Origin of the sequence: Roseibium sp. AS2 (assembly GCF_038900065.1) — a bacterium.
In the GTDB taxonomy this organism is placed as follows: Bacteria; Pseudomonadota; Alphaproteobacteria; order Rhizobiales; family Stappiaceae; genus Roseibium.
Genome location: NZ_JBBMQN010000008.1, coordinates 137,568 through 162,179 on the forward strand (window position 1 = coordinate 137,568; position 24,612 = coordinate 162,179).

Genomic DNA, 24,612 nt, shown 5'->3' on the forward strand with positions numbered 1-24,612 from the left:
GCGGGCCTTTCGGCGAGCGAGGCTCCTGTTCTGCCATGAACACGGACGCCCGCGCAACAATTAGAACAATCTGTGAACCGGGCGCTGACAAGCCGGAATTGTGACGCTATATATCCGTCACGAATTCACCGGACCGGGCTTTCGGCAGAGCGGAAAACCGTCTCCGCCTCGCGGCGCCGGCCAGTTTCAAACAGGCTGTCCATGTCAGAATTTTCCGGCGACACGCGCGATCCCCGGCGCAAAAAGATCCTGTTCCGGTGCTGGCACCGGGGCATGAAGGAAATGGATCTGCTTCTGGGCGGTTTCGCCGATGCCGAGATCGATCGCCTTGACGAAGACGAACTGCGCGAACTGGAACATCTCCTGACCGCATATGATCAGGATCTCTACGCCTGGATGACCGGCCGTAAGCCGCTGCCCGAGGAATGGGACGGGCCGCTTTACCGACGGATCATCGCCTATCATGAAACAGCCGGCCCGGCCGGCTTCGCAAAATAACAGACAGGACTGCATTCCGTGTTTGACAGGCTGCTCAAGGACAGGGCCAACGTCACGCTGGCCAGCGTGCCGGATGGTGCGGAAAGTTTTGCGCTTGCGCGCATGCTGGCCGAAGCCGGCGATGACGGTCTTGCGCTCGTCTTCATTGCCCGCGACGCCACCCGCATGTCGATGATCGCGGAAGCTCTGGGTTTCTTCGACAGCAGTGTCGAGATCCTCCAGTTGCCGGCCTGGGATTGCCTTCCCTATGACCGGGTATCGCCGAATGCAGCCATCAGCGCGCGCCGGCTTCTGGCGCTGGGGCAACTGGCACGCGGGGTTGCGCCCGGCCGGAAGACCGTCCTGCTGACCACCTTGAACGCGGCGCTGCAGCGCATGCCGGAACGCTCGTTCATGGCGGACCAGACGTTCTCGATGGCTCCGGGCAATCAGGTGGACATGGCTGCCATTTCGTCCTGGCTGGAAATGAACGGATTTTCACGCACACCGACAGTGCGCGAGACGGGTGAATTTGCCGTACGCGGCGGCATTGTCGACCTGTTCGCGCCCGGATCGGAAGAACCGGTCCGGCTGGATTTCTTCGGGGACACGCTGGAATCGATCCGCTCGTTCGACGCGGAGACCCAGCGCACATCGAAGCAGCTCAGGCGCCTCGACCTCGTGCCGATGAGCGAGGTCGTGCTGTCGCAGGACGCGATTTCCAGGTTCCGGCGGTCCTATCTGGCCGGCTTTGGTGCAACCAGCCGGGAAGACGTGCTCTACCAGTCGATCAGCGATGGCCGGCGTTATGCGGGCATGGAACACTGGTTATCTCTGTTTCACGAGCGGCTTGAAACCCTGTTCGACTATATCGGCGACACGCCGGTCGTGCTCGACACCAGCACCGCCGATGCCGTGCGCGAACGCAGCGGTCAGGTGCGCGAGTATTATCAGGCCCGCCAGGAAGCCCGGGAACTGGGCACGGCTGCCGGGAACGTGCCTTACATGCCGGTCGAACCGGAAAGCCTCTACGTGCTGGAGGACGAATGGACGACCGCGATCGCGGACCGGGCAACTGCGTCGCTCGATCCGTTCACGCCGCCACCGGGCAGCGGCAAGGTGGTCCTGGACCTTGGCGGGCGTCAGGGGCGCAGCTTTGCCGCGGAGCGCGCCGCCGGCGATGTCAACATCTTCGACGCGCTGACAACCCATGTTCGTGACTTGCAGAAGCAGGGCAAGCGGACGATGATCGCCTGCTGGTCGGAAGGCTCCCGCGACCGGCTGGGGCAGATCCTCGGCGATCACGGCCTGGGCGCGGTCCAGGAGGTGGAGACGCTCGCGGATCTTGAGACGCTGCCGGCCAAGACCACCGCACTCTGCGTTTTGGGTATCGAACACGGGTTCGAACTCGCCGATATCAGCTTTATCGGCGAGCAGGACATTCTGGGCGACCGCCTGGTGCGCAAATCGCGCCGCAAGGCCAAGGGCGCCAATGTCATCACGGAGGCGACCGGCCTCGCGGAAGGCGATCTGGTCGTCCATGTCGAGCACGGCATCGGCCGGTTCATCGGCCTGAAGACGATCGAGGCGGTCGGCGCGCCACATGATTGCCTGGAACTGCAATATGCCGGTGGCGACAAGCTGTATCTGCCGGTCGAGAATATCGAGCTCCTGTCCCGCTACGGGTCGGAAGACCAGGAGGCGCAACTCGACAAGCTCGGCGGCGGTGCCTGGCAGGCCCGCAAGGCCAAGCTCAAGAAACGCATTCTCGAGATTGCCGACGGCCTCATCAAGACCGCGGCAGCACGAGCGCTGAAAACAGCCCCTGTCGTGGAAACGCCCGAAGGGGTCTATGACGAGTTCGCCACCCGTTTCCCATACGAGGAAACGGAGGATCAGCTGACGGCGATCGACGCCGTTTTCGACGATCTTGCCTCCGGACGGCCGATGGACAGGCTGATCTGCGGAGATGTCGGCTTCGGCAAGACGGAAGTGGCTCTGCGGGCGGCGTTCCTTGCCGCCATGTCGGGCCGCCAGGTGGCGGTGGTTGTCCCGACAACCTTGCTGGCGCGCCAGCACTACAAGACCTTCAGCGAACGGTTCCACGGTTTGCCGATCAATGTCGGCCATGCGTCCCGTCTTGTACCGACACGGGATTTGAACCTGACCAAGAAGGGGATCGCGGACGGTTCGGTCGATATCGTCGTCGGGACCCATGCCCTGCTCGGCAAGTCGATCCAGTTCCGCGATCTCGGTCTCCTGATCATCGACGAAGAGCAGCATTTCGGTGTCAAGCACAAGGAACGGCTGAAGGAACTGAAGTCGGACGTTCATGTGATGACCCTGTCGGCCACGCCGATCCCGCGCACGCTTCAGCTTGCCCTCACCGGTGTGCGGGAGCTGTCGCTGATCGCAACGCCGCCGGTCGACAGGCTGGCGGTCAGAACCTTCGTTTCTCCCTTCGACCCGCTTGTAGTCAGGGAAGCCCTGCTTCGGGAGCATTATCGGGGCGGGCAGAGTTTCTACGTTTGTCCGCGGCTGGCCGATCTTGCCGAGCGGCGCGAGTTCCTGGAGAGCCAGGTCCCCGAACTGAAGGTGGCGGTCGCCCACGGGCAAATGCCACCGAGCGAACTCGAGGACGTGATGAATGCCTTCTACGAGGGCAAGTACAACGTCCTGCTGTCGACCACGATCGTGGAATCGGGTCTCGACATTCCCACCGCGAACACGCTGATCGTGCATCGGGCCGACATGTTCGGCCTTGCCCAGCTCTATCAGTTGCGCGGCCGGGTGGGCCGGTCGAAGACCCGGGCCTACGCGCTCTTCACCGTACCGGCCAACAAGACGCTGACGGCGACGGCCGAGCGGCGCCTGAAGGTGCTGCAGTCGCTGGAAACGCTTGGCGCCGGCTTCCAGCTGGCCAGCCACGACCTGGATATTCGCGGTGCCGGCAACCTTCTGGGTGAGGAGCAGTCCGGCCACGTCAGGGAAGTCGGCTTCGAGCTCTATCAGCAGATGCTGGAAGAGGCGGTTGCCCAGTTGAAGGACGGCGGCGCCGATTTCGGCGACGAAAAATGGTCGCCGCAAATCAATATCGGCACACCGGTGCTGATCCCGGAGACCTATGTCAGCGACCTGCAATTGCGTCTGCAGCTCTACCGGCGTCTCGGCGATGTCACCGAAGCCGAAGAGATCGACGCGTTCGGCGCCGAACTGATCGACCGGTTCGGACCGTTGCCCGAAGAGGTCCAGCATCTCCTGAAGATCGTCTACATCAAGGGGCTGTGCCGCAAGGCCAACGTGGAGAAGGTGGATGCGGGGCCGAAGGGCATTGTCCTGACCTTCCGCAACAGTGAATTCGCGAACCCAGCCGGGCTGGTTTCCTATATTGCCGAGCAGGGCGTGCTGGCCAAGATCCGTCCGGACCAGAAGGTTGTGCTGACACGGGACTGGGAGAATACGGACACGCGCCTTAAAGGGGCAGCGGCGGTCCTGACCAAACTGGCGCGGCTGGCAACGCCTTGATGGCTCTGATGCGCCGATTTTCCGGGCGCACAGGCCATCTTGTTCCGGGGCCGGGCACAGGCTTTCCGGTCAGTTTCCTTCCGGCCAGCCCTCCGCGCCCACAAGCGGAACGAATGCGACGCTTCCCAGATTGTCCGTGTGAAACGAGCCGTCCGGCATCCGTGTGACCCGAATGAGATCCTGACCTGATTGCCGGCTGCCGACCGGGATGACCAGACGGCCACCTGGTTTCAGTTGCGCTTTCAGCTCCACGGGTACGACCGGCGCCGCGGCGGCGACCGAGATTGCGTCGTAGGGAGCTTTCGGCTCGTAGCCGAGAGAGCCGTCACCGTCGTGAACCTCGATGTTGCGATAGCCGGCCTGCTGCAGGTTGTTCCTGGCGAAAGCGGCCAGTTCCGGAAAGCGTTCGACGGAAACAACGGAGCGGCAAAGCTCAGAGAGCACCGCTGCCGCGTAACCGGAGCCTGTGCCGATATCCAGGCAATCACAGTTTCTGGTCAAGGCGAGCGCCTCGCACATCAGGGCAACGATGTAGGGCTGGGAAATTGTCTGGTAGTGTCCGATCGCCAGCGGCCCGTCCCAATACGCTTTTGTCCGGCGCGTGCCGGACACGAACAGATGCCTTGGCACCTTCGCCATGGCCGCCAGGACCCGTGCGTCGCTGATACCTCGCCGGCGGAGCTGGGAGGTCACCATTTTGTCGCGTTCGTCCGCAAACGGGTCCATGGCATTGCTTCTTCTGGTTGAATCTTCGCCGGTTGAAATTTGTCGGGGGATTCATTTTCCCTCTCAAGACTCTATTAAACCTAAATCCGCATAGTGGGGGGATAAAGAGACCAGTAGTTCAGCGTTAAGGTCCAAGAGTGCCCCGAGCAGCCACCCGCCAGCGAAAGCAATCCTTTCTCCGCCGTCTGATCACACCTGTCATTGCGATTGCAGCCCTGGGTTACTTCGGGTTTCACGCAATGAGTGGTGAGCTCGGGATTGTTGGCCGTGCCATGATCGAGCGGCAGGTGTCCGAACTCGAACAGGAATTGTCGGTGCTGACCGCACAGCGCCATGACCTGCTCGCCCGGGTCAGTCTGCTGCGGCCGGAAAGTCTCGACCCTGATATGCTGGACGAGCGGGCCAGACTCAATCTCAACCTGGTGCATGCTGACGAGCTGGTGGTCCTGCGCCCGGGGCACCGCTATGAGATGAACTGAAAAATAGTTCATTTTCCGCGTTTAACAAAAATTCAGTTAAAATATAAATAGGCAAGCATTTACATTGGCTTAGTGCTGTTTTATTGTGTGATTTTGATGGATTGGATTGACAGCAGCGACAAGATAAGTTGCTGCTAACTGTCTTAGGGGAAACGTCACGCCGAGAAGAGGGTTATGGCCGCAGCATCAAAAACCACTTCCGCTAGCTCAAAGAGCACCAGCCGGAGCCGCAGTTCCGCCAAGAAGGCGCAACCAGCGATCGCAGAGTTCGACAAGGACCGGGAACTTCACGCCTACCGAGAAATGCTTCTGATTCGACGATTTGAGGAAAAAGCCGGACAATTGTACGGCATGGGCCTCATCGGCGGATTCTGTCACTTGTATATCGGCCAGGAAGCAGTCGTCGTCGGCATGCAGATGGCCAAGAAGGACGGCGATCAGATGATCACCGGCTACCGGGACCATGGCCACATGCTGGCGATGGATCTCGACCCGAAGGGTGTCATGGCCGAGCTGACCGGGCGCCGCGGCGGCCTGTCGAAAGGCAAGGGCGGCTCCATGCACATGTTCTCCAAGGAAAAGCACTTCTACGGCGGGCACGGCATCGTGGGCGCGCAGGTCTCGCTCGGCACAGGACTCGGCTTTGCCAACAAGTATCGCGAGAACGGCAACGTGGCGATGGCCTTCTTCGGCGATGGCGCCTCCAATCAGGGCCAGGTCTACGAGAGCTTCAACATGGCCGAACTCTGGAAACTTCCGGTCGTCTATGTGATCGAGAACAACAAATACGGCATGGGCACCAGTGTTGCCCGCGCGTCCGCCACCACCGACCTTTCCCAGCGCGGGGCCTCATTCGGCATTCCGGGCGCCCAGGTCGACGGCATGGATGTGCGTGCTGTCATGGCCGCGGCCGAGAAAGCCCTGACCTGGTGCCGCGAGGGCAAGGGTCCCTACATTCTGGAAATGATCACTTACCGGTATCGTGGTCACTCCATGTCCGACCCGGCGAAATACCGTTCGAAGGACGAAGTCCAGAAAATGCGCTCGGAGCATGATCCGATCGAGCAGGTCCGTGCACGGTTGCTGGAACAGGGCTGGGCTTCCGAAGACGACCTCAAGGGGATCGACAAGGAAATCCGGGCCAGGGTGGCCGAGGCCGCCGAATTCGCCCAGACCGATCCGGAGCCGGACGCGTCCGAACTCTACACCGACATTCTGCTCTAACGCCGGGGATTAACATGCCGATCGACGTTTTGATGCCGGCGCTTTCGCCGACAATGGAAGAAGGCAAGCTGGCCAAGTGGCTGAAAGCCGAAGGTGACAGCGTTGCTGCGGGCGACGTGATCGCCGAAATCGAGACCGACAAGGCCACCATGGAAGTGGAAGCGGTCGACGAAGGCACGCTGGGCAAGATCCTCGTCGCCGAGGGTACCGACAACGTCAAGGTCAACGAGAAGATTGCCGTTCTCCTTGCCGAGGGTGAGGACGCCGGCGCGATCGACGCCGCAGCCACCGCGCCTGCGCCGGCTCCCGCAGAAACACCGAGCGCGCCCGCCATTGCTTCCGCGCCGACACCGCAGGCTCCGGCACCGGAGATCGCCGAGGATCCGGAAGTGCCGGCCGGGACAGCCATGAAATCCTCGACCGTCCGCGAAGCGCTGCGCGACGCGATGGCCGAGGAAATGCGCCGTGACGCTGACGTCTTCGTCATGGGTGAGGAAGTCGCCGAATACCAGGGTGCCTACAAGATCACGCAAGGGTTGCTGGATGAATTCAGCGAAAAGCGCGTGATCGACACGCCGATCACCGAACACGGCTTTGCCGGTCTGGGTGTCGGCGCGGCCATGTCCGGATTGAAACCGATCGTCGAGTTCATGACCTTCAACTTCGCCATGCAGGCGATTGACCAGATCATCAACTCGGCCGCCAAGACGCTCTACATGTCCGGCGGCCAGATGGGGGCGCCGATCGTGTTCCGCGGTCCCAACGGCGCGGCCGCCCGCGTCGGCGCACAGCATTCCCAGGACTATGCCGCCTGGTATGCGCATGTGCCCGGCCTCAAGGTCATCCAGCCCTATTCGGCTGCCGACGCGAAGGGCCTTCTGAAGGCCGCGATCCGTGATCCGAATCCGATCATCTTTCTGGAAAACGAGATCCTCTACGGGCAATCGTTCGATGTTCCGGACATGGAAGATTTTGTCCTGCCCATCGGCAAGGCGAAGATCGAGCGCGGCGGCACGGATGTCACGGTGGTGTCGTGGAGCATCGGCATGACCTATGCCTTGAAGGCTGCCGAGGAACTTGCCGGAATGGGCATTTCCGCAGAGGTCATCAACCTGCGCACGATCCGTCCCCTGGACATCGATACGGTTCTGGCTTCGGTCCGCAAGACCGGACGGCTGGTGACGGTGGAAGAAGCCTATCCGATGTGCTCCGTTTCCTCGGAAATCGCGTTCCAGGTTCAGGAGAAGGGCTTCGATTATCTCGACGCACCGATCCTGCGCGTGACCGGCAAGGACGTTCCGATGCCCTATGCCGCGAACCTGGAAAAGCTGGCGCTGCCGAATGTCGGGGACGTCATCGATGCGGTCAAAGCCGTAACCTACACAGCCTGAGGCGCGGGAGACGGACATGCCAATCAATATCACCATGCCGGCCCTTTCTCCGACAATGGAGGAGGGCAACCTGGCCAAATGGCTGGTCAAGGAAGGCGACAAGGTCTCTGCCGGTGATGTCATCGCCGAGATCGAGACCGACAAGGCGACAATGGAAGTCGAAGCCGTGGACGAGGGCACGGTCGGCAAGATCGTCGTGCCCGACGGCACGGAGGGCGTCAAGGTCAATGCACTGATCGCCGTTCTGCTGGAAGACGGCGAAGATGCCGGTGCCATCGATACATCGGGTGGCGCTTCTGACGCTTCCGGGGCGCCTTCCGGCGGCGACAAGGCGCCGGCCGTGCCGGACAGTGCTCCGGTGATCGAAACCGGCGCCGCGGCCGCAAGCGAGCCGGTTCCGGCTCCGAAGGCTGCCGATGGCGGGCGCATCTTTGCCTCGCCGCTGGCCCGCCGGCTTGCTCAGCTCAACGGTCTCGACCTGAAGGCGCTCAAGGGGACAGGCCCGCACGGGCGCGTCATCAAGCGCGACATCGAGGCCGCTCTGGAAGCGGGAACCGGCAAGGCTGCTCCGGCCGCCGCCGAGGCTCCGAAGGCGGCCGCCGCACCGGCCCTGGCCACTGGCCCGTCCGCCGATCAGGTGCTGAAGCTTTACGACGAAGGGTCCTACGAATTGGTGCCGCATGACGGCATGCGCAAGACCATCGCCAAGCGCCTGACCGAGTCCAAGCAGACCATTCCGCATTTCTATGTTTCCGTGGATTGCGAACTGGACGCATTGCTGGCGCTCCGGGCTCAGCTCAACAGCGCTGCGCCGAAGGACAAGGACGGCACTCCCGCCTACAAGCTGTCGGTCAACGACATGACCATCAAGGCGCTGGCACTTGCCCTGCGGGATGTTCCGGATGCGAATGTCTCCTGGACCGACGACAACATGGTCATCCACAAGCACGCCGATGTCGGTGTTGCCGTGTCCATTCCCGGTGGGCTGATCACGCCGATCATCCGCCGCGCGGAGGAAAAGTCTCTGTCCGTCATCTCCAACGACATGAAGGACCTGGGCAAGCGCGCGAAAGAGCGCAAGCTCAAGCCGGAAGAGTACCAGGGCGGCACCACGGCTGTTTCCAACATGGGCATGATGGGCGTGAAGAACTTCTCGGCGGTCGTCAACCCGCCGCATGCGACCATCCTGGCCGTCGGCGCCGGCGAGAAGCGCCCGGTCGTCAAGGACGGCGAATTGTCCGTGGCCACGGTCATGAGCGTGACCCTGTCCACCGACCACCGCTGCGTGGACGGAGCGCTTGGAGCGCAAGTGCTCGGGGCCTTCAAGGGCTACATCGAAAATCCGATGAGCATGCTGGTCTGAGGCATGGTCTCCGGCGCGGCGGCAACGCCGCGCCGTTTTTGAACGATGACTTCTTGTGCCGGGGAAAACACCATGGCTGACACCAACTACGACGTGATCATCATCGGTTCGGGGCCGGGCGGATACGTGACCGCAATTCGGGCCGCGCAGCTGGGTTTCAAGACCGCTATCGTCGAACGCGAGCATCTGGGCGGGATCTGCCTCAACTGGGGTTGCATTCCCACCAAGGCCCTGCTGCGCTCTGCTGAAATCCTCGACCATGCCAATCATGCAAAGAGCTTCGGCCTGACGCTGGAAGGCACCATGAAAGCCGACGTCAAGGATGTCGTCGCACGTTCGCGTGGCGTCTCCGCACGATTGAACGGCGGCGTCGGTTTTCTGATGAAGAAGAACAAGATCGATGTGATCTGGGGCGAGGCCAAGCTCACGAAACCGGGCGAGGTCGTTGTCGGCAAGTCCTCCAAGCCCGTGGTCGAGCCGCAGAACCCGGTTCCCAAGGGCGTGAAAGGCGAGGGCACCTACACCGCCAAGCACATCATCGTCGCAACCGGCGCCCGTCCGCGGGCGCTGCCGGGCATCGAGCCGGACGGAAAGCTGATCTGGACCTACTTCGAAGCCATGAAGCCGGCGAAGATGCCGCAATCGCTGGTCGTGATGGGTTCCGGTGCCATCGGCATCGAGTTCGCCTCCTTCTATCTTTCCATGGGTGTCGACGTGACGGTCGTCGAGCTGATGGCCAACGTGATGCCGGTCGAGGACGAGGAAATCTCGAAATTCGCCCGCAAGGCGCTCGAAAAACGAGGTCTGAAGATCATCACCGAAGCCAAGGTGACCAAGGTCGACAAGGCGGCGAATTCGATCACCGCGCATGTCGAGACCAAGGACGGCAAGGTCAGCCAGATCAAGGCCGATCATCTGATCTCCGCTGTCGGTGTCCAGGGCAATATCGAGAATATCGGCCTTGAGGCGCTCGGCGTGAAAACCGACCGCGGCTGTGTCGTCATCGACGAATACGGCCGCACCAACGTTGCCGGCCTCTATGCCATCGGCGATGTTGCCGGCCCGCCGATGCTGGCCCACAAGGCCGAGCACGAAGGGGTGATCTGCATCGAGAAGATCGCCGGCGTTCCGGGTGTTCACGCAATGGATCACCGCAAGATCCCGGGCTGTACCTATTGCAACCCGCAGGTCGCCTCCGTCGGTCTGACCGAAGCCAGGGCCAAGGAACAGGGCCGGGACATCCGGGTCGGACGCTACAGTTTCAATGCCAACGGCAAGGCCATCGCGCTTGGTGAGGACAATGGCCTTATCAAGGTGATCTTCGACAAGACGTCCGGTGAACTTCTGGGGGCGCATATGTGCGGCGCGGAAGTGACCGAACTGATCCAGGGGTTCGTGGTTGCCATGAACCTGGAAACGACCGAAGAAGAGCTGATGCACACGATCTTCCCGCATCCGACCCTGTCGGAAATGATGAAGGAATCCGTGCTCGACGCCTATGGCCGCGTTCTGAACGCCTGATTGACAAGGCACCCGGCAACACAGGTTGCCGGGACAAACGTCTGCAGACCCGGACGGGACAGTCGGAAGACTTTCGGTGCTTCCGTGCTGGACGCGTCCTCTCAACAGGGTAACGTGTGTCCGTCGGGGCAAAGAGGCAAAGGGAGCTTTCAGTCATGGATGTAAAAGCAATTCTGATCTGGGTGGCGATCGGCATCATCGCCGGTTGGCTGGCAAGTATTGTCGTCGGGGGCGGCGGCCTGATCCGTTATCTGATCATCGGTCTCGTGGGCGCATTTGTCGGCGGGTTCCTGTTCAAGCTGGCGGGCATCAACATCAATCTCGGCAATCAATACGTGAACGAGGTCGTTGTCGCGGCCATCGGGGCGATCGTTGTGGTGCTGCTTGCGCGGCTGATCGCTTAAGTCTGGTCTGGAAAAGGAGCCCGCGATGGGTCTGATTATCACAGTCATCATCGGCCTCATCGCCGGCGCCGTCGCCCACCGGGTTCTGAACAGCCGGGGCGGGTTCCTGGGCAGCCTGGTCGTCGGCCTGATCGGTGCCCTTGTCGGCGGCGAACTGGCGTCTCTTTTCGATCTCAATGTGACCGGCGGCATTCTCGACAGGCTGATCATCTCCGTCGTCGGCGCGATCCTGTTCCTGTTCCTGTGGAAGAAACTGTTCAAGTGACGGGCGGGACGATCTCTTGACTTCGATCGCCGATTTCCCGCTGAAGGCCAGAGACAAGCTGCGCTACGCGGATACGGACCGTCAGGGACATGTCAACAACGCGGTCTTCGCGACCTTCCTGGAAACAGGACGTGTCGAAGTCATCGTCGGCGACGGGCTTGCCGATACGGGCTCTGCCTTTGTGATCGCACGGCTGGAACTGGACTTCCTCGCCGAGGTCAACTGGCCGGGCGAGGTGGAGATCGGCACAGCGGTTCTGGATATCGGCAGAAGCTCGTTCAAACTGTCTCAGACGGTGTTTCAGGATTTGGTCCCCGTTGCGAAGGCTGTCACGGTGATCGTTCAGATGAACGAGGACACAAGAAAGTCCCATCCACTGACGGACAATGCGCGCGCGAAGCTGGAAAAACTGCGCAGTCCTGCAATAATCACATAGCAGTCTCGCCGGCATTACGGCTTGACCTATCAAGGCAATAGCGACACTTAGGACCCATGGTTACGATCGTCGACACGCTCAATCGCCCTCAGCAGACCTCCGATGCGCGGCCGCGTCATCCGGAAAAGGCGCATCGCCCCGACAATCCGGTGCAGCGAAAGCCGAAATGGATTCGCGTCAAGGCGCCGACATCACCGGTCTATCGCGAGACCCAGGAAGTGGTCCGTGAAAACAACCTGGTGACCGTGTGCGAGGAAGCAGGCTGTCCCAACATCGGCGAATGCTGGTCGAAGAAGCATGCCAGTTTCATGATCCTGGGCGATACATGCACCCGCGCCTGTGCCTTCTGCAACGTGCGCACGGGCATGCCGGGTCCGGTCGACCCGAAGGAGGCACAGGGCGTCGCCGACGCGGTTGCCGCCATGGGGCTGGAACATGTCGTCATCACCTCGGTCGACCGGGACGATCTGGATGACGGCGGCGCACGGCATTTCGCCGATGTGATCCAGGCGATCCGCAACACGTCGCCTTCCACGACAGTCGAAGTGCTGACACCCGACTTCCTGCGCAAGGACGGCGCCCTTGAAATTGTCGTCGAGGCGAAGCCGGATGTGTTCAACCACAACCTGGAAACCGTGCCGTCGAAATATCTGACAGTCCGGCCGGGCGCCCGCTATTTCCACTCGATTCGTATTCTCCAGAAAGCCAAGGAACTCGATCCGGAAATGTTCACCAAGTCCGGCATCATGGTCGGGCTCGGCGAGGTCCGCAACGAGGTGCTTCAGCTGATGGACGACCTCAGGGCGGCAGACGTCGATTTCCTGACGATCGGCCAATACCTGCAACCGTCCAAGAAGCATCATCCGGTGATGGACTTCATCACGCCGGAGGACTTCAAGGGGTTTGAGCGGATCGCCTACGCCAAGGGCTTCCTCAAGGTGTCGGCAAGTCCGCTGACGCGCTCCTCGCATCATGCGGGCGAGGATTTCGCCGATCTGCGGGCGGCGCGCAAGGCCAAGCTCGGTCACTGATGATTTGATGCGACAGGACCCGTGAACCTGAATGCCCAGCTTTTCCTCCACCCACAAGGTCAATCACTGCGCGGATGACATGTTCCGGTTGGTGGCCGACGTAGAGCAGTATCCGCAATTCGTGCCGTTGTGCCAGGATCTGAATGTGCGCGGGCGCAAGGAACTCGAGGACGGACGTACGGTCCTCGTCGCCGACATGACCGTTGCCTACAAGCTCTTCAAGGAAACCTTCACCAGCAGGGTTGAACTGAAGCCGGACGAACGGACAATCCTGGTGGAGTATCTGGACGGCCCCTTCAAGCATCTGGAGAACACCTGGACCTTCGAGGAGGCAGGGGACGGGGGCAGCACTGTCGGCTTCTTCATATCCTACGAATTCCGAAGCAGGACGCTGGGGTCGCTCATGGGGGTCATGTTCGACAAGGCCTTCCGGAAGTTCTCAACCGCGTTCGAGGCGCGGGCCGATCAGGTTTACGGAACCTGAAGGTTTTCCGGAGACATCCTATTTGAATTGCTTGAAGGCGTCCCGGATGATGCGGATGCGGCCGGACTGCATGTCACGGGGTTCGTTCTTGCCGCGGATGCGTTCGACTTCGGCCTTTTTCAGACCCAGATCCTCCAGCGTCGCGAAATCCGCGTAGTCGGCGCAAACGATCCTGCGGCCGGAGCCGACATTTTCTTCCAGAATCAGTCTTCTACCCGCGGCCGCTTCTTCTTCCGTCCAGATCACGGTGCCGGAGGAGACCCAGAAGATCCGATCGCAATAGCGGGCTTCGTGATAGCCGTCCTTTGGCCGGGTCAGAATTTCATGAAAGCCTGTAAATGTGCCGTTGGAATACTGGGAGCGAATGTAGAAATCGCCCTGGGCAATGGCTTCGCCTGCCAGACTCAAGCTGGTGAGCATCGATACCGCAAGGATCAGCCGGGAGCGTTTCATCTCAGGATTTCCCTATATACTTTGTTGCGCCGCCCGTTCCCTTTATGAATTCTAGCTTCGATCGCTTACCCGGGCCTTACCATTGCCGGGTTCAGCACCGGTCTATTTGCTGTGATAGGATTTTGTCGCTTTACCCGCCGGTTCGGTTTGGAAGGATTCCCTGATGGCCGCGAACCGGTTCACCCTGCTTTCGGTGATGCCGTCGTTCTGGACCACGATGCGCGGATCCTCGCTGATCCCCAGTCCGTCAAGCGTGACCTGGGTTTCCGGATGCGCGCAGATCGGGCGCCAGCCCTTGCCCCTGTTGTATTCGACCCGGACAACATAGTCCTGCTTGACCTCAAGTTCCGTCCACGCAACGGTCGCGTAGCGAACCCAGTAGGATCGGCCGCAATACTGGACCTTGATCAGTCCGTCTGCCATGCGTCTGTAAATCCGGTGAGAGCCCCGGAACATCTCGTTGTCGTCCCGGGAGATGATGTATGTATCTCCGGACTTGGGCAGTTTACCCCCGGCAACGGCTCCGGTGCTGGCCAGACCGATTATACCGGCCGCAAGAAGTATGCGCTGGACTGACATATACGTTCCCTGTACCCACAATTCGTCTAACGAAATTGACCCCTGTCAATGATCATATTAGCAAAAGTCTCTGTAGGACTTCTCTTGGACGCCCGGGCAATTTGATTAAAATTTTCTTGGTTTTGCCTGCTGCTGAAGCGCCGGTCTTTCCGGTGAGATCCGTCCGGTTGGTCAGGCGCTCGCAGACCGACAGGCCAGGGGGCGAGGATCGCTAGCGGGTGTGGTACGAACTGTCGCCGGCATTGGTCCTGCCGGCCTGGAACATGGCGCCGATGGCGGACAGCCGGCCCTGGCCGGATGCGCTTTCATCCACGCTGGCAAGAACTTCCTTGGCGCTGATGCTGATGCCGAGGTCGCTCAGGGTCACCTGAAGTTCGGGGTGATTGCAGACCGGACGCCAGCCGCGCCTGAAATTGTACTCAATCTGAACGGTGTGTCCGCGCTCGATTTCCAGTTGCACCCAGGCCACCGAATGACTGCGGACAAAATAGGTGCGCCGGCAATAGGACACCTTGTTCGTGCCCCGCATTTCGTCTTGAAACAGTTTGTGGCTGCCAACGAAAATTCCGTGCCGGTCTCTGGAAATCAGGTGGAAGTCGCCAGGTGTCGTGGTCGCGTCGGCCTTGGCCACACCGCACAGGCACAAGGTGACAAGCAGAAGGATCGAATACTTCATCATGGCTAAGCTTTGCGTGGTTTCCGTTCAGGCGAGACAAGCGGACCATAGGGGGCGCCAGACCGGAAACCCAGCAAGACCTTGTTGAAGCGTTAATGTGATTTTACTTCGGAAATTGCATTTAAAATCGATATTAGAGAAGTTTGAACGGTTGCAAGGCGGATCTTCTGGCGGCCGGTATCGGGGAACATGCGGTGAAGGTGTTCCGTCGGTGCGTCCTTGCGGGCAAGAGCGAAGTGAACAGTGCCCACCGGTTTATCGGCGCTGCCGCCTCCCGGTCCGGCAATGCCGGTGACCGAGACCGCAAGGTCCGCCCCGGACCGGCGCAAGGCCCCTTCCGCCATGGCAATGGCGACCTCCCTGCTGACTGCGCCGACTGTCTCGATCAGGTCCCGCGGCACGCCGAGCATGTCGGTCTTCGCTTCGTTCGAGTAGGTGACGAAACCGCGATCCACGACCGCGGACGAGCCCGCGATTTCGGTGAGAGCGGCGCAGATCAGACCGCCGGTGCATGATTCCGCCGTCGCGACCATCCGGTTGGCGGCTTTCAGGGCATCCAGAACCGATGCCGCAAGCGGTGCAAGGTCGTCCAGGCAGTCCGGTGACGGGTCGTTCATGCGCTCTATTCCTCGTTGCCGAGCGGAAGGCGGACCGTGACGCTGGCAAGCGCCGACATGCCCTCCTTGCGTCCGGTAAAGCCCAGCCTCTCGGATGTGGTGGCCTTCACCGAAACCCGTGAAACCGGCATCTCGCAGAGTGCGGCGATCGATTCCCGGATGGCCTGCCGGTGCGGACCGATTTTCGGCTCTTCGCAGACAATCGTCACGTCGATATGGGCAAGCCGGCCGCCAAGGTCCGACACCCGGCGCAGGGCATCTGTCTGGAACCTGTCGGAGGACGCACCCTGCCATTGCGGATCGCTCGGTGGAAAATGCTGACCGATATCGCCATCGCCGATCGCGCCGAGCGTGGCATCGGTGATCGCATGAAGCACGACATCCGCGTCGGAATGGCCTTTCAGCTTTTTCGAGTGCGGGACCGTGACCCCTCCCAGCACCACGGCGTCGCCGTCTTCGAACGCATGAACGTCATAGCCTATCCCGGTGCGGATATCTGCGAGTTCGGCCAGTGGCCGCAAATGAGATCTGGTTGCGGGCATGAATTGATATGTCGCCTGATGTTCCGCGCGTTTCAGGTCGGCCGCGGTGGTGATCTTGAAGTTCGACGGATCGCCTTCGCTCAATACAATGGACATTCCGGCCCACTCCGCAAGCCCGGTATCGTCGGTGAAGTCGTGGTGGTTCGCTCCGGCCGCGCTGCGGTGGGCGGCAAGGATCCGCTCCAGCGGAAAGGCCTGCGGCGTTTGCGCCGCCCAAAGCCCGGCCCGGTCAACCGTTTCAATCGATCGCCCTCCGGCATCCGCCCGCTTGAGCGTGTCGGCAACGGCGAGCGCGGCAAGCACGCCGTCCGCTCCGGAATCAAGTGCTGAAAACAGCCGGTCCAGGACGTCCGGCGAGACAAATGGGCGCGCCGCGTCGTGTATCAGGACATAGTCGCAATCCGTGTCCGCCAGAGCGGTCAGCCCGGCGAGAACCGATTGCTGTCGCGTGGATCCGCCATGAACGGGCCGAGCGAGCTTCTTCGCGCAGGTTTCCGGCAGTGCCGCAGCCGCTGTCTCGTAGTGGACAGTGTCGTCCTTGTGAATCACGGGCAAAAGACAGGAAATGCGCGGGTGATTCCCCAGGGCGATCAGTGTATGGGTCAGCACGGGACGGCCGGCGAGAGGCCGATACTGTTTCGGAAGGGCATTCTCGCTGCCCGCCAGGCGCGTGCCGCGCCCCGCGGCGACAACCAGAGCGGCCGCTGTTTTTGCCATTTGCGGTCTCCTTGCGAGGGTCCTGCGGACCAGGCGCGGGTGGTTCTCAATCCGTCTTTAACTATGACCCGTGAGCACCGCAATTTTTGACTTGTTGCATTGCAGGAATTGTCTACAATATAGGCATATTGCAATATGCACAGTCTGTAAGCAGAAAAGAAAGTCTGTGTCACTGATGACAAAAGCGCTGACGATTGGCCGGCATGAATTATCCAACCGGTCCGTTCTTGCCCCGATGTCCGGGGTCTCCGACCTGCCGTTCCGCAGGCTTGCCGCCCGTTTCGGTGCCGGCATGGTGGTCAGCGAGATGGTCGCAAGCGATTCCTTCATGCGCGGAGACGCCGAAACGCAGATGCGGGCCGAATCGCAAGGCAGGGGCCTGCACGTGGTTCAGCTCGCCGGCCGCGAAGCGCGCTGGATGGGGCAGGCGGCCAGGGTCATCGCCGATCTCGGTGCCGACGTTATCGACATCAACATGGGCTGCCCGGCCAAGAAAGTCACCTCGGGGTATTCCGGCTCCGCTCTCATGCGCGATCTGGATCATGCGCTCACCCTGATCGAGGCCACGGTCTCCGCCGTCGATATTCCCGTCACCTTGAAAATGCGGCTGGGTTGGGACGAACACTCGATCAACGCGCCTGAGCTGGCACGGCGGGCGGAAGCGTCCGGGATCCAGTTGATCACGGTGCATGGACGCACGCGCTGTCAGTTCTACAAGGGCTCTGCGGACTGGTCCGCCATTGCCGCCGTCAGGGAGGCCGTTGCCATCCCCCTGATCGCGAATGGCGACTGCAGGGGATACGACGACGCGCGCAACATGCTGGCGCTGTCAGGCGCGGACGGGGTCATGATCGGTCGGGGTGCCTACGGGCGGCCGTGGCTGCCCGGTCATGTCGGCCATTTCCTGGAGACCGGCGAACGGCTGCCGCCACCTGGCGGGCAGGAATTGTGCGAACTTGTCATTGAACATTATGAAGCGCTTCTCGGGCACTACGGCGAACACGCCGGCGTGCGGATCGCGAGAAAGCATCTCGGGTGGTACTTCGATGCCGCCGGCCTCCACGGCGGCAAGTTGCCCGATGGTGTCCGCAAGACCCTGATGACATCCAGCAGGCCGTCTGAAGTCATCCGGCTGACAAGTGAATTGTTCTCAACCACGAATGAACGGACAGCAGCGTGAAGGACACAGTGTCTCCCACCGGCCGGACAGCCACACTTGCCACTGACGGACCGATCATCCTGGATGCGCTTCCGCACCCGGTGCTTCTGGTCGCTCCCGACGGTGTCATCGAGTCGGCGAACATGGCCGCCGAGATCTTCATGAGATCGAGCGTATCGGTCCTGAGGCGGCATCCGATCAGCGATTTCGTGCCTTTCGGCAGTCCGCTGCTGACGCTGATCGAGCAGGTGCGCGAGCGCGCCGCTCCCGTCAACGAGTACAAGGTCGATATCGGCTCTCCAAGGATCGGCGCGCCGAAGGTGGTCGATATCAACGCCGCGCCGGTTGCCGACCGTCCCGGGGCGGTGGTGCTGATGTTCCAGGAGCGGACCATGGCCGAGAAGATCGACCGGCAATTGACCTCGCGCGGCGCCGCCAGAACGGTCACCGGTCTTGCCGCGATGCTGGCTCATGAAATCAAGAATCCCCTGTCGGGCATTCGCGGTGCGGCTCAGTTGATCGAACAGTCTGTTCCCGCCGAGGATCGCGCGCTGACCAGACTGATCATGGACGAGACGGACCGTATCGTGAAACTGGTCGACCGTATGGAGGTGTTTTCCGACGAGCGTCCGATCGAACGCGAGCCGGTGAACATTCACGTCGTTCTGGATCATGTGAAACGGCTCGCGGATTCCGGATTTGCGCGGGACAAGAGAATTACCGAGGTCTATGACCCGTCCTTGCCGCCGGTCTTTGCCAACAAGGATCAACTGATCCAGGTGTTCCTGAACCTGATCAAGAATGCCAGCGAGGCGATCGGCGACGATCCGGACGGCGAAATCAGGATTTCGACGGCCTTCAGGCCCGGCGTGCGCCTGTCCGTGCCCGGGACCGACGAGAAGGTCAGTCTGCCTCTGGAATTCTGCGTGCAGGACAATGGTCCGGGAGTGCCCGACGACCTGCTGCCGCATCTCTTCGAACCTTTCATAACCACCAAGACCAACGGCTCCGGCCTTGGACTTGCGCTTGTTTCCAAGATCATCGGCGATCATGGCGGCGTGATCGAATGCGACAGCCTGCGCCACAAAACCGTTTTCCGGATTCTGATGCCCGCGTTCTCGGGCGATGTTGCGGCGATGCCCAGCCGGATAAGCAAAGGAACTGATTGACCATGCCGAGTGGCACAATTCTGGTTGCAGACGATGATGCAGCCATCCGCACAGTTCTCAACCAGGCCCTGTCCAGGGCCGGCTACACGGTCCGGCTGACATCGAATGCCTCGACGTTGTGGCGATGGGTATCCTCCGGTGACGGCGATCTGGTCATTACCGACGTGGTCATGCCCGACGAGAATATCTTCGACGTTCTGCCGCGCATGAAGAAGATGCGTCCGGAACTGCCGGTGCTGGTGATGAGCGCGCAGAATACGTTCATGACCGCCATCAAGGCCTCGGAAAAGGGCGCCTACGAGTATCTGCCCAAACCCTTCGATCTGAAGGAACTCACCAGCATCGTCCAGCGCGCGCTGGAGGAACCCAAGAAAAGACCCGTCGTCGAACTGGATGATGCGGGCGAGGGGATGCCGCTGGTCGGGCGCTCACCCGCCATGCAGGAAATCTACCGGGTCCTGGCCCGACTGATGCAGACCGATCTGACCGTGATGATCAACGGGGAGTCGGGGACCGGCAAGGAACTGGTGGCGCGGGCGCTGCACGATTACGGCAAGCGCCGAAACGGGCCTTTCGTGGCCATCAACATGGCCGCGATTCCGCGCGACCTGATCGAGGCGGAGTTGTTCGGCCATGAGAAGGGCGCCTTTACAGGGGCGCAAAACCGCAGTTCGGGCCGCTTCGAACAGGCTGACGGCGGAACGCTGTTTCTGGATGAAATCGGCGATATGCCGATGGAAGCCCAGACGCGTCTCCTGCGCGTCCTGCAGCAGGGTGAATACACCACCGTGGGCGGCCGCACGCCGATCAAGACGGATGTGCGGATCATCGCCGCGACCAACAAGGATCTGCGTCATCTGATCAACCAGGGCCTGTTTCGCGAAGATCTCTATTTCCGGCTCAATGTCGTGCCGATCCGGTTGCCGCCGCTGCGCGAACGGGTCGAGGACATTCCCGATCTGGTGCGGCACTTCTTCTCGATTGTCGAAAAGGAAGGGTTGTCGGCAAAACAGATCGATCAGGGGGCGCTCAATCTGTTGCGCAGATACCGCTGGCCGGGAAACGTACGCGAACTGGAAAACCTCGTTCGACGGCTTGCCGCGCTCTATCCGCAGGATGTGATCAGCGAAAGTCTGCTGGAACAGGAACTCAGCCAGCCGGCCGTGTCGCCCCTGGAAGAGGACGCTCCGGAGACCGTCAACCTGGGCGGTTCGGTCGAACGGTACCTGTCCGGCTATTTCGACACCTTCGGCGATGCCCTGCCACCACCGGGGCTCTATCACCGGATTCTCAGGGAAGTCGAGTATCCCCTGATCAGCGCCGCGCTGGCGGCCACCCGTGGAAACCAGATCAAGGCGGCCGAACTACTGGGCGTCAACCGCAACACCTTGCGCAAGAAAATCCGGGATCTCGACATCCAGGTGATGCGTTCGACGCGGTAACCGGTTCGACCGGCTCGCAGTGGTCCGGATCCCGGGTGGTCCGACCATCGCGGCCGGTTTCGTGCCGACCGCAATCCGAATGGCTTGCGAGAGGATCGTGCAGTCCCGCTGCCCGTGCAATCCAAAAATAAATTAATCAAAATATATCAAGGTACTAGCTGAGATAGTCCGGTCTTCCACCGCATTTTTCCGGAGAGGCTTTCCGGGGTGTCGCAATTTCGCAACATTGTGTGATAACTTTGCCGCAAGATTTGCAGGCTGGCGTATTTTCGCGCCGCCGGCGGGCATCTGAGGCCGAATGATAATCGAAGCACAACAGCGATCCGTCGCGCAGTCCAGCGCCGCAGGCAAGTTCCTGCGCCGTGCCGGTCTTGCCATCATGATGGTGTCTCTCATCTCGATCGCGGTGACATTCGTCATCCTGATGGGACTGACCTCCATCGATCCGACCCGTGACGTCATCATGACGGCCATGACCATCAACGGCGCGCTTGCCGCCATCCTGCTTGGTGTCATTGCCTTCGAGATCCTCAAGCTCTGGCAGGCCCGGCGGCGGGGCCGCGCGGCGGCGCGCCTTCATGTGCGGGTCGTGGCGCTGTTCAGCCTTGTCTCGGCTGTTCCCGCTGTCCTGATGGCGATACTTGCCGCGGTCACGCTGGACCGGGGCCTCGATCGCTGGTTCGAGGACAGGACCCGGCAGATCATCGACAACGCCTTGACCGTGGCGCAGGCCTATCTGCAGGAACATGCCAGGGTCCTGCGCGGCGACCTGATCGCCATGACCAACGACATCGACCGGGCCAAGGCGGTCTATGATTTCGAACCCACCCGTTTCGACCAGTTCTTCTCCACCCAGGTGTCGCTGCGCGGGATCCTTGCGGCCTATATTCTCAATGAAAACGGTGAGGTGGTGACCCGTGTCGTCCTCGACCCCAACATCGAAGTGCCGTTGCCGCCCGCAGACAGTTTCTTCAAGGCGAAGTCCGGCGATCCCATCCTGATCGCACCGGGGAGTTCCAATCTGGTCGGTGGCGTCAGGAAGCTGTCGGCCTACGAAGACTTTTATCTCTATGCGGTCCGGGCCATCGACCCGCGTGTGGTCGAGTATCTGCGCCTGACCGAAACCGGGGCATCGCAGTATCAGCAGATGGAAAGCAGCCGGTTCGGCGTGCAGGTGGCGTTCGCGCTTGTCTATCTCGGCGTGGCGCTGGTGCTGCTGCTTTCCGCCATCTGGATCGGGTTCGGGTTCGCCAACAGACTGGTGTCGCCGATCAGGGCGCTGATTTCCGCCGCCGATGACGTCTCGAAGGGCAATCTCGCCGTCAAGGTCCGGACTGAAAAATCCGGTGGCGATCTGGCCAACCTGGGGGCGACCTTCAACAAGATGACGGGCCAGTTGCTCGGGCAGCGGGACGCGCTGCTGGCGGCGAACGAACAGATCGACCGGCGCAGGCGTTTCAACGAGGCGGTGTTGTCCGGGGTCTCTACCGGCGTGATCAGCGTCGATGACGAATCCTCCATCATGTTGATCAACCGCTCTGCGCTTGAACTCCTTCAACTCGATGAAGTGCAGATTCTCAACAAGCGTCTGGTCGAGGTGGTTCCCGAATTGAAGGAGTGCATCACCGAGGTTCTGTCCAACGACAATGAGCGGCTGCCGGAAACCCAGATCGAGATCACCAGGGGAGGGCGCCTGAGAACGGTCAATGTCCGCATCACCCGGGAGCAGTCGACGCGGCGGGAACAGGGCTTTGTGGTCACGCTCGACGACATCACCGATCTGGTCTCCGCCCAGCGCAATTCCGCCTGGGCCGATGTCGCCCGTCGTATCGCCCATGAAATCAAGAACCCGCTCACGCCGATCCAGTTGTCGGCGGAACGGATCCGGCGGCGGTACGGCAAGCGGATCGAGGAAGATCGCGAGGTCTTCGACCAGTGCATCGACACCATTGTCCGGCAGGTCGGCGACATCGGCCAGATGGTCGACGACTTCTCCTCATTTGCGCGGATGCCAAAGCCGAAAAAGAGGTCCGGCGATCTGCGCGAGGCGGTTCGTGACGCCGCCTTCATGCAATCGGTCGCCAATCCGGATATGAGCGTCACCGCCGATGTTCCCACGGAGCCGGTTCCGGCCGTGTTCGATGCGCGCCTGCTTGGTCAGGTTCTTACGAATGTGGTCAAGAACGCTACGGAAGCCGTCAGCGCCCGGACGGGCGAAGGGCTTCCTGACGGCAAGGTCACGGTTCACTTGCGCGGCGAGGACCCTGCCGGCAGCGGTCGTATCATCATCGATGTTATTGACAATGGCATCGGTCTGCCTGAGGAAAACAGGGCCCGCTTGCTGGAGCCCTACATGACCACCCGGGAAAAAGGGACGGGCCTCGGACTGGCCATCGTCCGCAAGATACTTGAAGACCACGGGGGCGGTATCGAACTGCTCGACGCCCCGAAATCAAACCCCGGCGATACGGGAACGCTGGTTCGCCTGTCTCTGGCCGCGACGGCCGACATCGAACCGGATACCGAACAGCAAAACCAGACAGTGGCTGCCCATGGCGCATGATATTCTAGTCATAGACGACGAAACCGACATCCGCGAAACGATTGCAGGCATCCTGGACGATGACGGTTACGGGACCCGCACGGCCCATGACAGCGACAGTGCCCTTGCTTCGGTGAAGGAACGCAAACCGTCGCTCGTTGTTCTCGATATCTGGCTGATGGGCAGCCGCCTCGACGGACTCGCACTGCTGGATCTTTTCAAGGAAACGGACCCGGACCTGCCCGTGGTGATCATCTCCGGGCACGGCAACATCGAAACGGCGGTCTCCGCAATCAAGCGCGGCGCCTATGATTATATCGAAAAGCCGTTCAAGGCCGACCGGCTGGTTCACATTGTCGAACGGGCACTCGAGGCCTCGAGCCTGCGGCGCGAGATCCGTGACCTCAAGCAGCGCAGCGGCGACAGCAACGAGATCATCGGCAATTCCTCGGCCGCGCACAATCTGCGCCAGACGATCCAGAAGATTTCCGGCACCAACAGCCGGATCCTGATCGTCGGCCCCTCGGGCGCCGGCAAGGAACAGGCCGCGCGCATGATACACGAGCAGTCTCCGCGGGTGAAAAGCCCGTTCGTGGTGTTGAACGCGGCGACCATCACGCCGGCGCGCATGGAAGAAGAGCTGTTCGGCATCGAGGATGAGAACGGCAACCTTCGAAAGATCGGCGCCCTGGAAGAGGCGCACGGCGGCACCCTCTATCTGGACGAGGTCGCCGACATGCCTGCGGAAACGCAGGGCAAGATCCTGCGGGTTCTGGTCGAGCAGAGTTTTTCGCGTGTCGGCGGCACGCAGAAGGTCCAGGTCGACATCCGGATCCTGTCGTCGACCTCCAAGAACCTGGAGGAGCATATCGCCACCGGGCTGTTCCGGCAGGACCTGTACCACCGATTGAGCGTGGTGCCGTTGCGTGTGCCCGGGCTCGCCGAACGCCGGGAGGACATCCCCGTCCTGGTCCACCATTTCATGGACCAGATTTCCGCAGCTTCCGGAATACCGCTTCGCCCGATCGGCGATGATGCCATGGCCGTTCTGCAGACCCATGACTGGCCCGGGAACGTGCGCCAGTTGCGCAACAATGTGGAACGCCTGCTGATCCTGAGCCGGGGAGAGCCGGACAGCACGATCACCGCGGACCTGCTTCCGGCCGAGATTGGCGAAACACTTCCGAATTTGCCGACGTCGGGTACCGGCGAGCACCTGATGTCCGTACCGTTGCGCGAAGCCCGCGAGATCTTCGAACGCGAATACCTGCAAGCGCAGATCAAGCGTTTCGACGGTAACATCTCGCGGACCGCCGAATTTGTCGGTATGGAACGCTCTGCACTTCACCGGAAGCTGAAAACCCTCGGCATGACCTGAGACCCGGGTATC

The 24,612-nt window shown here is 61.2% G+C and carries 23 protein-coding genes; 17 read left to right on the plus strand and 6 right to left on the minus strand.

What is annotated here, in order from left to right; all coding sequences use genetic code 11:
• Positions 1-201: 201 nt before the first annotated feature.
• Both WNZ15_RS21715 and mfd read left to right on the plus strand, forming a co-directional pair.
• The gene (locus WNZ15_RS21715; RefSeq protein ID WP_342895121.1) at positions 202-498 is read left to right on the plus strand and encodes a succinate dehydrogenase assembly factor 2; all 297 of its coding nucleotides are present in this window, start codon (positions 202-204) and stop codon (positions 496-498) included.
• 18 nt (positions 499-516) lie between these two features.
• Positions 517-4,002 carry a transcription-repair coupling factor gene (gene mfd, locus WNZ15_RS21720; RefSeq protein WP_342895122.1) on the plus strand — a complete coding sequence of 1,162 codons (3,486 nt, stop codon included), beginning with the start codon at positions 517-519 and terminating at the stop codon, positions 4,000-4,002.
• Positions 4,003-4,071: 69 nt separating this feature from the next.
• On the opposite strand, the gene WNZ15_RS21725 is transcribed toward mfd, so the two are convergent.
• A complete protein-coding gene (locus tag WNZ15_RS21725) occupies positions 4,072-4,728 on the minus strand; it encodes a protein-L-isoaspartate(D-aspartate) O-methyltransferase (RefSeq protein WP_342895123.1) in 657 nt (218 codons plus the stop codon).
• A 137-nt stretch (positions 4,729-4,865) separates the two neighbouring features.
• On the opposite strand from WNZ15_RS21725, the gene WNZ15_RS21730 reads away from it, so the two are divergent.
• From WNZ15_RS21730 to WNZ15_RS21775, 10 genes are all read left to right on the plus strand, one after another.
• A complete protein-coding gene (locus WNZ15_RS21730) occupies positions 4,866-5,207 on the plus strand; it encodes a septum formation initiator family protein (RefSeq protein WP_342895124.1) in 342 nt (113 codons plus the stop codon).
• Positions 5,208-5,381: 174 nt separating this feature from the next.
• Positions 5,382-6,431, plus strand: a complete 1,050-nt coding sequence (pdhA, locus tag WNZ15_RS21735) for a pyruvate dehydrogenase (acetyl-transferring) E1 component subunit alpha (RefSeq protein ID WP_342895125.1) — start codon at positions 5,382-5,384, stop codon at positions 6,429-6,431.
• A gap of 14 nt (positions 6,432-6,445) precedes the next feature.
• On the plus strand, positions 6,446-7,822 hold the full coding sequence (locus WNZ15_RS21740) for a pyruvate dehydrogenase complex E1 component subunit beta (protein WP_342895126.1): 1,377 nt from the start codon (positions 6,446-6,448) through the stop codon (positions 7,820-7,822).
• A gap of 16 nt (positions 7,823-7,838) precedes the next feature.
• Positions 7,839-9,185 carry a pyruvate dehydrogenase complex dihydrolipoamide acetyltransferase gene (locus tag WNZ15_RS21745; protein ID WP_342895127.1) on the plus strand — a complete coding sequence of 449 codons (1,347 nt, stop codon included), beginning with the start codon at positions 7,839-7,841 and terminating at the stop codon, positions 9,183-9,185.
• Positions 9,186-9,257: 72 nt separating this feature from the next.
• Positions 9,258-10,706 (plus strand): dihydrolipoyl dehydrogenase, encoded by a 1,449-nt coding sequence (gene lpdA / locus WNZ15_RS21750; protein WP_342895128.1) that lies wholly within the window; start codon positions 9,258-9,260, stop codon positions 10,704-10,706.
• Positions 10,707-10,861: 155 nt separating this feature from the next.
• Entirely contained in the window at positions 10,862-11,110 is a 249-nt protein-coding gene (locus tag WNZ15_RS21755; RefSeq protein ID WP_342895129.1) for a GlsB/YeaQ/YmgE family stress response membrane protein, read from the plus strand.
• 25 nt (positions 11,111-11,135) lie between these two features.
• On the plus strand, positions 11,136-11,375 hold the full coding sequence (locus tag WNZ15_RS21760) for a GlsB/YeaQ/YmgE family stress response membrane protein (protein ID WP_342895130.1): 240 nt from the start codon (positions 11,136-11,138) through the stop codon (positions 11,373-11,375).
• Positions 11,376-11,391: 16 nt separating this feature from the next.
• Positions 11,392-11,811: a thioesterase family protein gene (locus tag WNZ15_RS21765; RefSeq protein ID WP_342895131.1), complete on the plus strand. Its 420-nt coding sequence runs from the start codon at positions 11,392-11,394 to the stop codon at positions 11,809-11,811.
• Between the two features lie 56 nt (positions 11,812-11,867).
• The gene (gene lipA / locus WNZ15_RS21770) at positions 11,868-12,842 is read left to right on the plus strand and encodes a lipoyl synthase (protein WP_342895132.1); all 975 of its coding nucleotides are present in this window, start codon (positions 11,868-11,870) and stop codon (positions 12,840-12,842) included.
• Positions 12,843-12,873: 31 nt separating this feature from the next.
• A complete protein-coding gene (locus tag WNZ15_RS21775) occupies positions 12,874-13,326 on the plus strand; it encodes a type II toxin-antitoxin system RatA family toxin (RefSeq protein ID WP_342895133.1) in 453 nt (150 codons plus the stop codon).
• Between the two features lie 18 nt (positions 13,327-13,344).
• Here the strand turns inward: WNZ15_RS21775 and WNZ15_RS21780 are convergent, their stop codons facing one another.
• From WNZ15_RS21780 to WNZ15_RS21800, 5 genes are all read right to left on the minus strand, one after another.
• Positions 13,345-13,779: a hypothetical protein gene (locus WNZ15_RS21780; RefSeq protein WP_342895134.1), complete on the minus strand. Its 435-nt coding sequence runs from the start codon at positions 13,777-13,779 to the stop codon at positions 13,345-13,347.
• Between the two features lie 102 nt (positions 13,780-13,881).
• Entirely contained in the window at positions 13,882-14,358 is a 477-nt protein-coding gene (locus WNZ15_RS21785; protein WP_342895135.1) for a hypothetical protein, read from the minus strand.
• A gap of 211 nt (positions 14,359-14,569) precedes the next feature.
• Positions 14,570-15,037 carry a hypothetical protein gene (locus WNZ15_RS21790; protein ID WP_342895136.1) on the minus strand — a complete coding sequence of 156 codons (468 nt, stop codon included), beginning with the start codon at positions 15,035-15,037 and terminating at the stop codon, positions 14,570-14,572.
• An 89-nt stretch (positions 15,038-15,126) separates the two neighbouring features.
• Positions 15,127-15,651 carry a CinA family protein gene (locus WNZ15_RS21795; RefSeq protein WP_342895137.1) on the minus strand — a complete coding sequence of 175 codons (525 nt, stop codon included), beginning with the start codon at positions 15,649-15,651 and terminating at the stop codon, positions 15,127-15,129.
• 5 nt (positions 15,652-15,656) lie between these two features.
• On the minus strand, positions 15,657-16,910 hold the full coding sequence (locus WNZ15_RS21800; protein ID WP_342895138.1) for a bifunctional 2-C-methyl-D-erythritol 4-phosphate cytidylyltransferase/2-C-methyl-D-erythritol 2,4-cyclodiphosphate synthase: 1,254 nt from the start codon (positions 16,908-16,910) through the stop codon (positions 15,657-15,659).
• A gap of 175 nt (positions 16,911-17,085) precedes the next feature.
• On the opposite strand from WNZ15_RS21800, the gene dusB reads away from it, so the two are divergent.
• The 5 genes from dusB to WNZ15_RS21825 all read left to right on the plus strand — a co-directional run bounded on the left by dusB (position 17,086) and on the right by WNZ15_RS21825 (position 24,600).
• Positions 17,086-18,090, plus strand: coding sequence for a tRNA dihydrouridine synthase DusB (gene dusB / locus WNZ15_RS21805; protein WP_342895139.1), 1,005 nt, complete (start codon positions 17,086-17,088; stop codon positions 18,088-18,090).
• Positions 18,087-19,238, plus strand: a complete 1,152-nt coding sequence (locus WNZ15_RS21810; RefSeq protein WP_342895140.1) for a nitrogen regulation protein NR(II) — start codon at positions 18,087-18,089, stop codon at positions 19,236-19,238. Before dusB ends, WNZ15_RS21810 begins: the two co-directional genes overlap by 4 nt.
• A gap of 2 nt (positions 19,239-19,240) precedes the next feature.
• Positions 19,241-20,680 (plus strand): nitrogen regulation protein NR(I), encoded by a 1,440-nt coding sequence (gene ntrC / locus WNZ15_RS21815; RefSeq protein WP_342895141.1) that lies wholly within the window; start codon positions 19,241-19,243, stop codon positions 20,678-20,680.
• 298 nt (positions 20,681-20,978) lie between these two features.
• On the plus strand, positions 20,979-23,243 hold the full coding sequence (locus WNZ15_RS21820) for a PAS domain-containing sensor histidine kinase (protein ID WP_342895142.1): 2,265 nt from the start codon (positions 20,979-20,981) through the stop codon (positions 23,241-23,243).
• Positions 23,233-24,600 (plus strand): sigma-54 dependent transcriptional regulator, encoded by a 1,368-nt coding sequence (locus WNZ15_RS21825; protein ID WP_342895143.1) that lies wholly within the window; start codon positions 23,233-23,235, stop codon positions 24,598-24,600. The genes WNZ15_RS21820 and WNZ15_RS21825 overlap by 11 nt, the downstream gene beginning before the upstream one ends.
• Positions 24,601-24,612 lie beyond the last annotated feature (12 nt).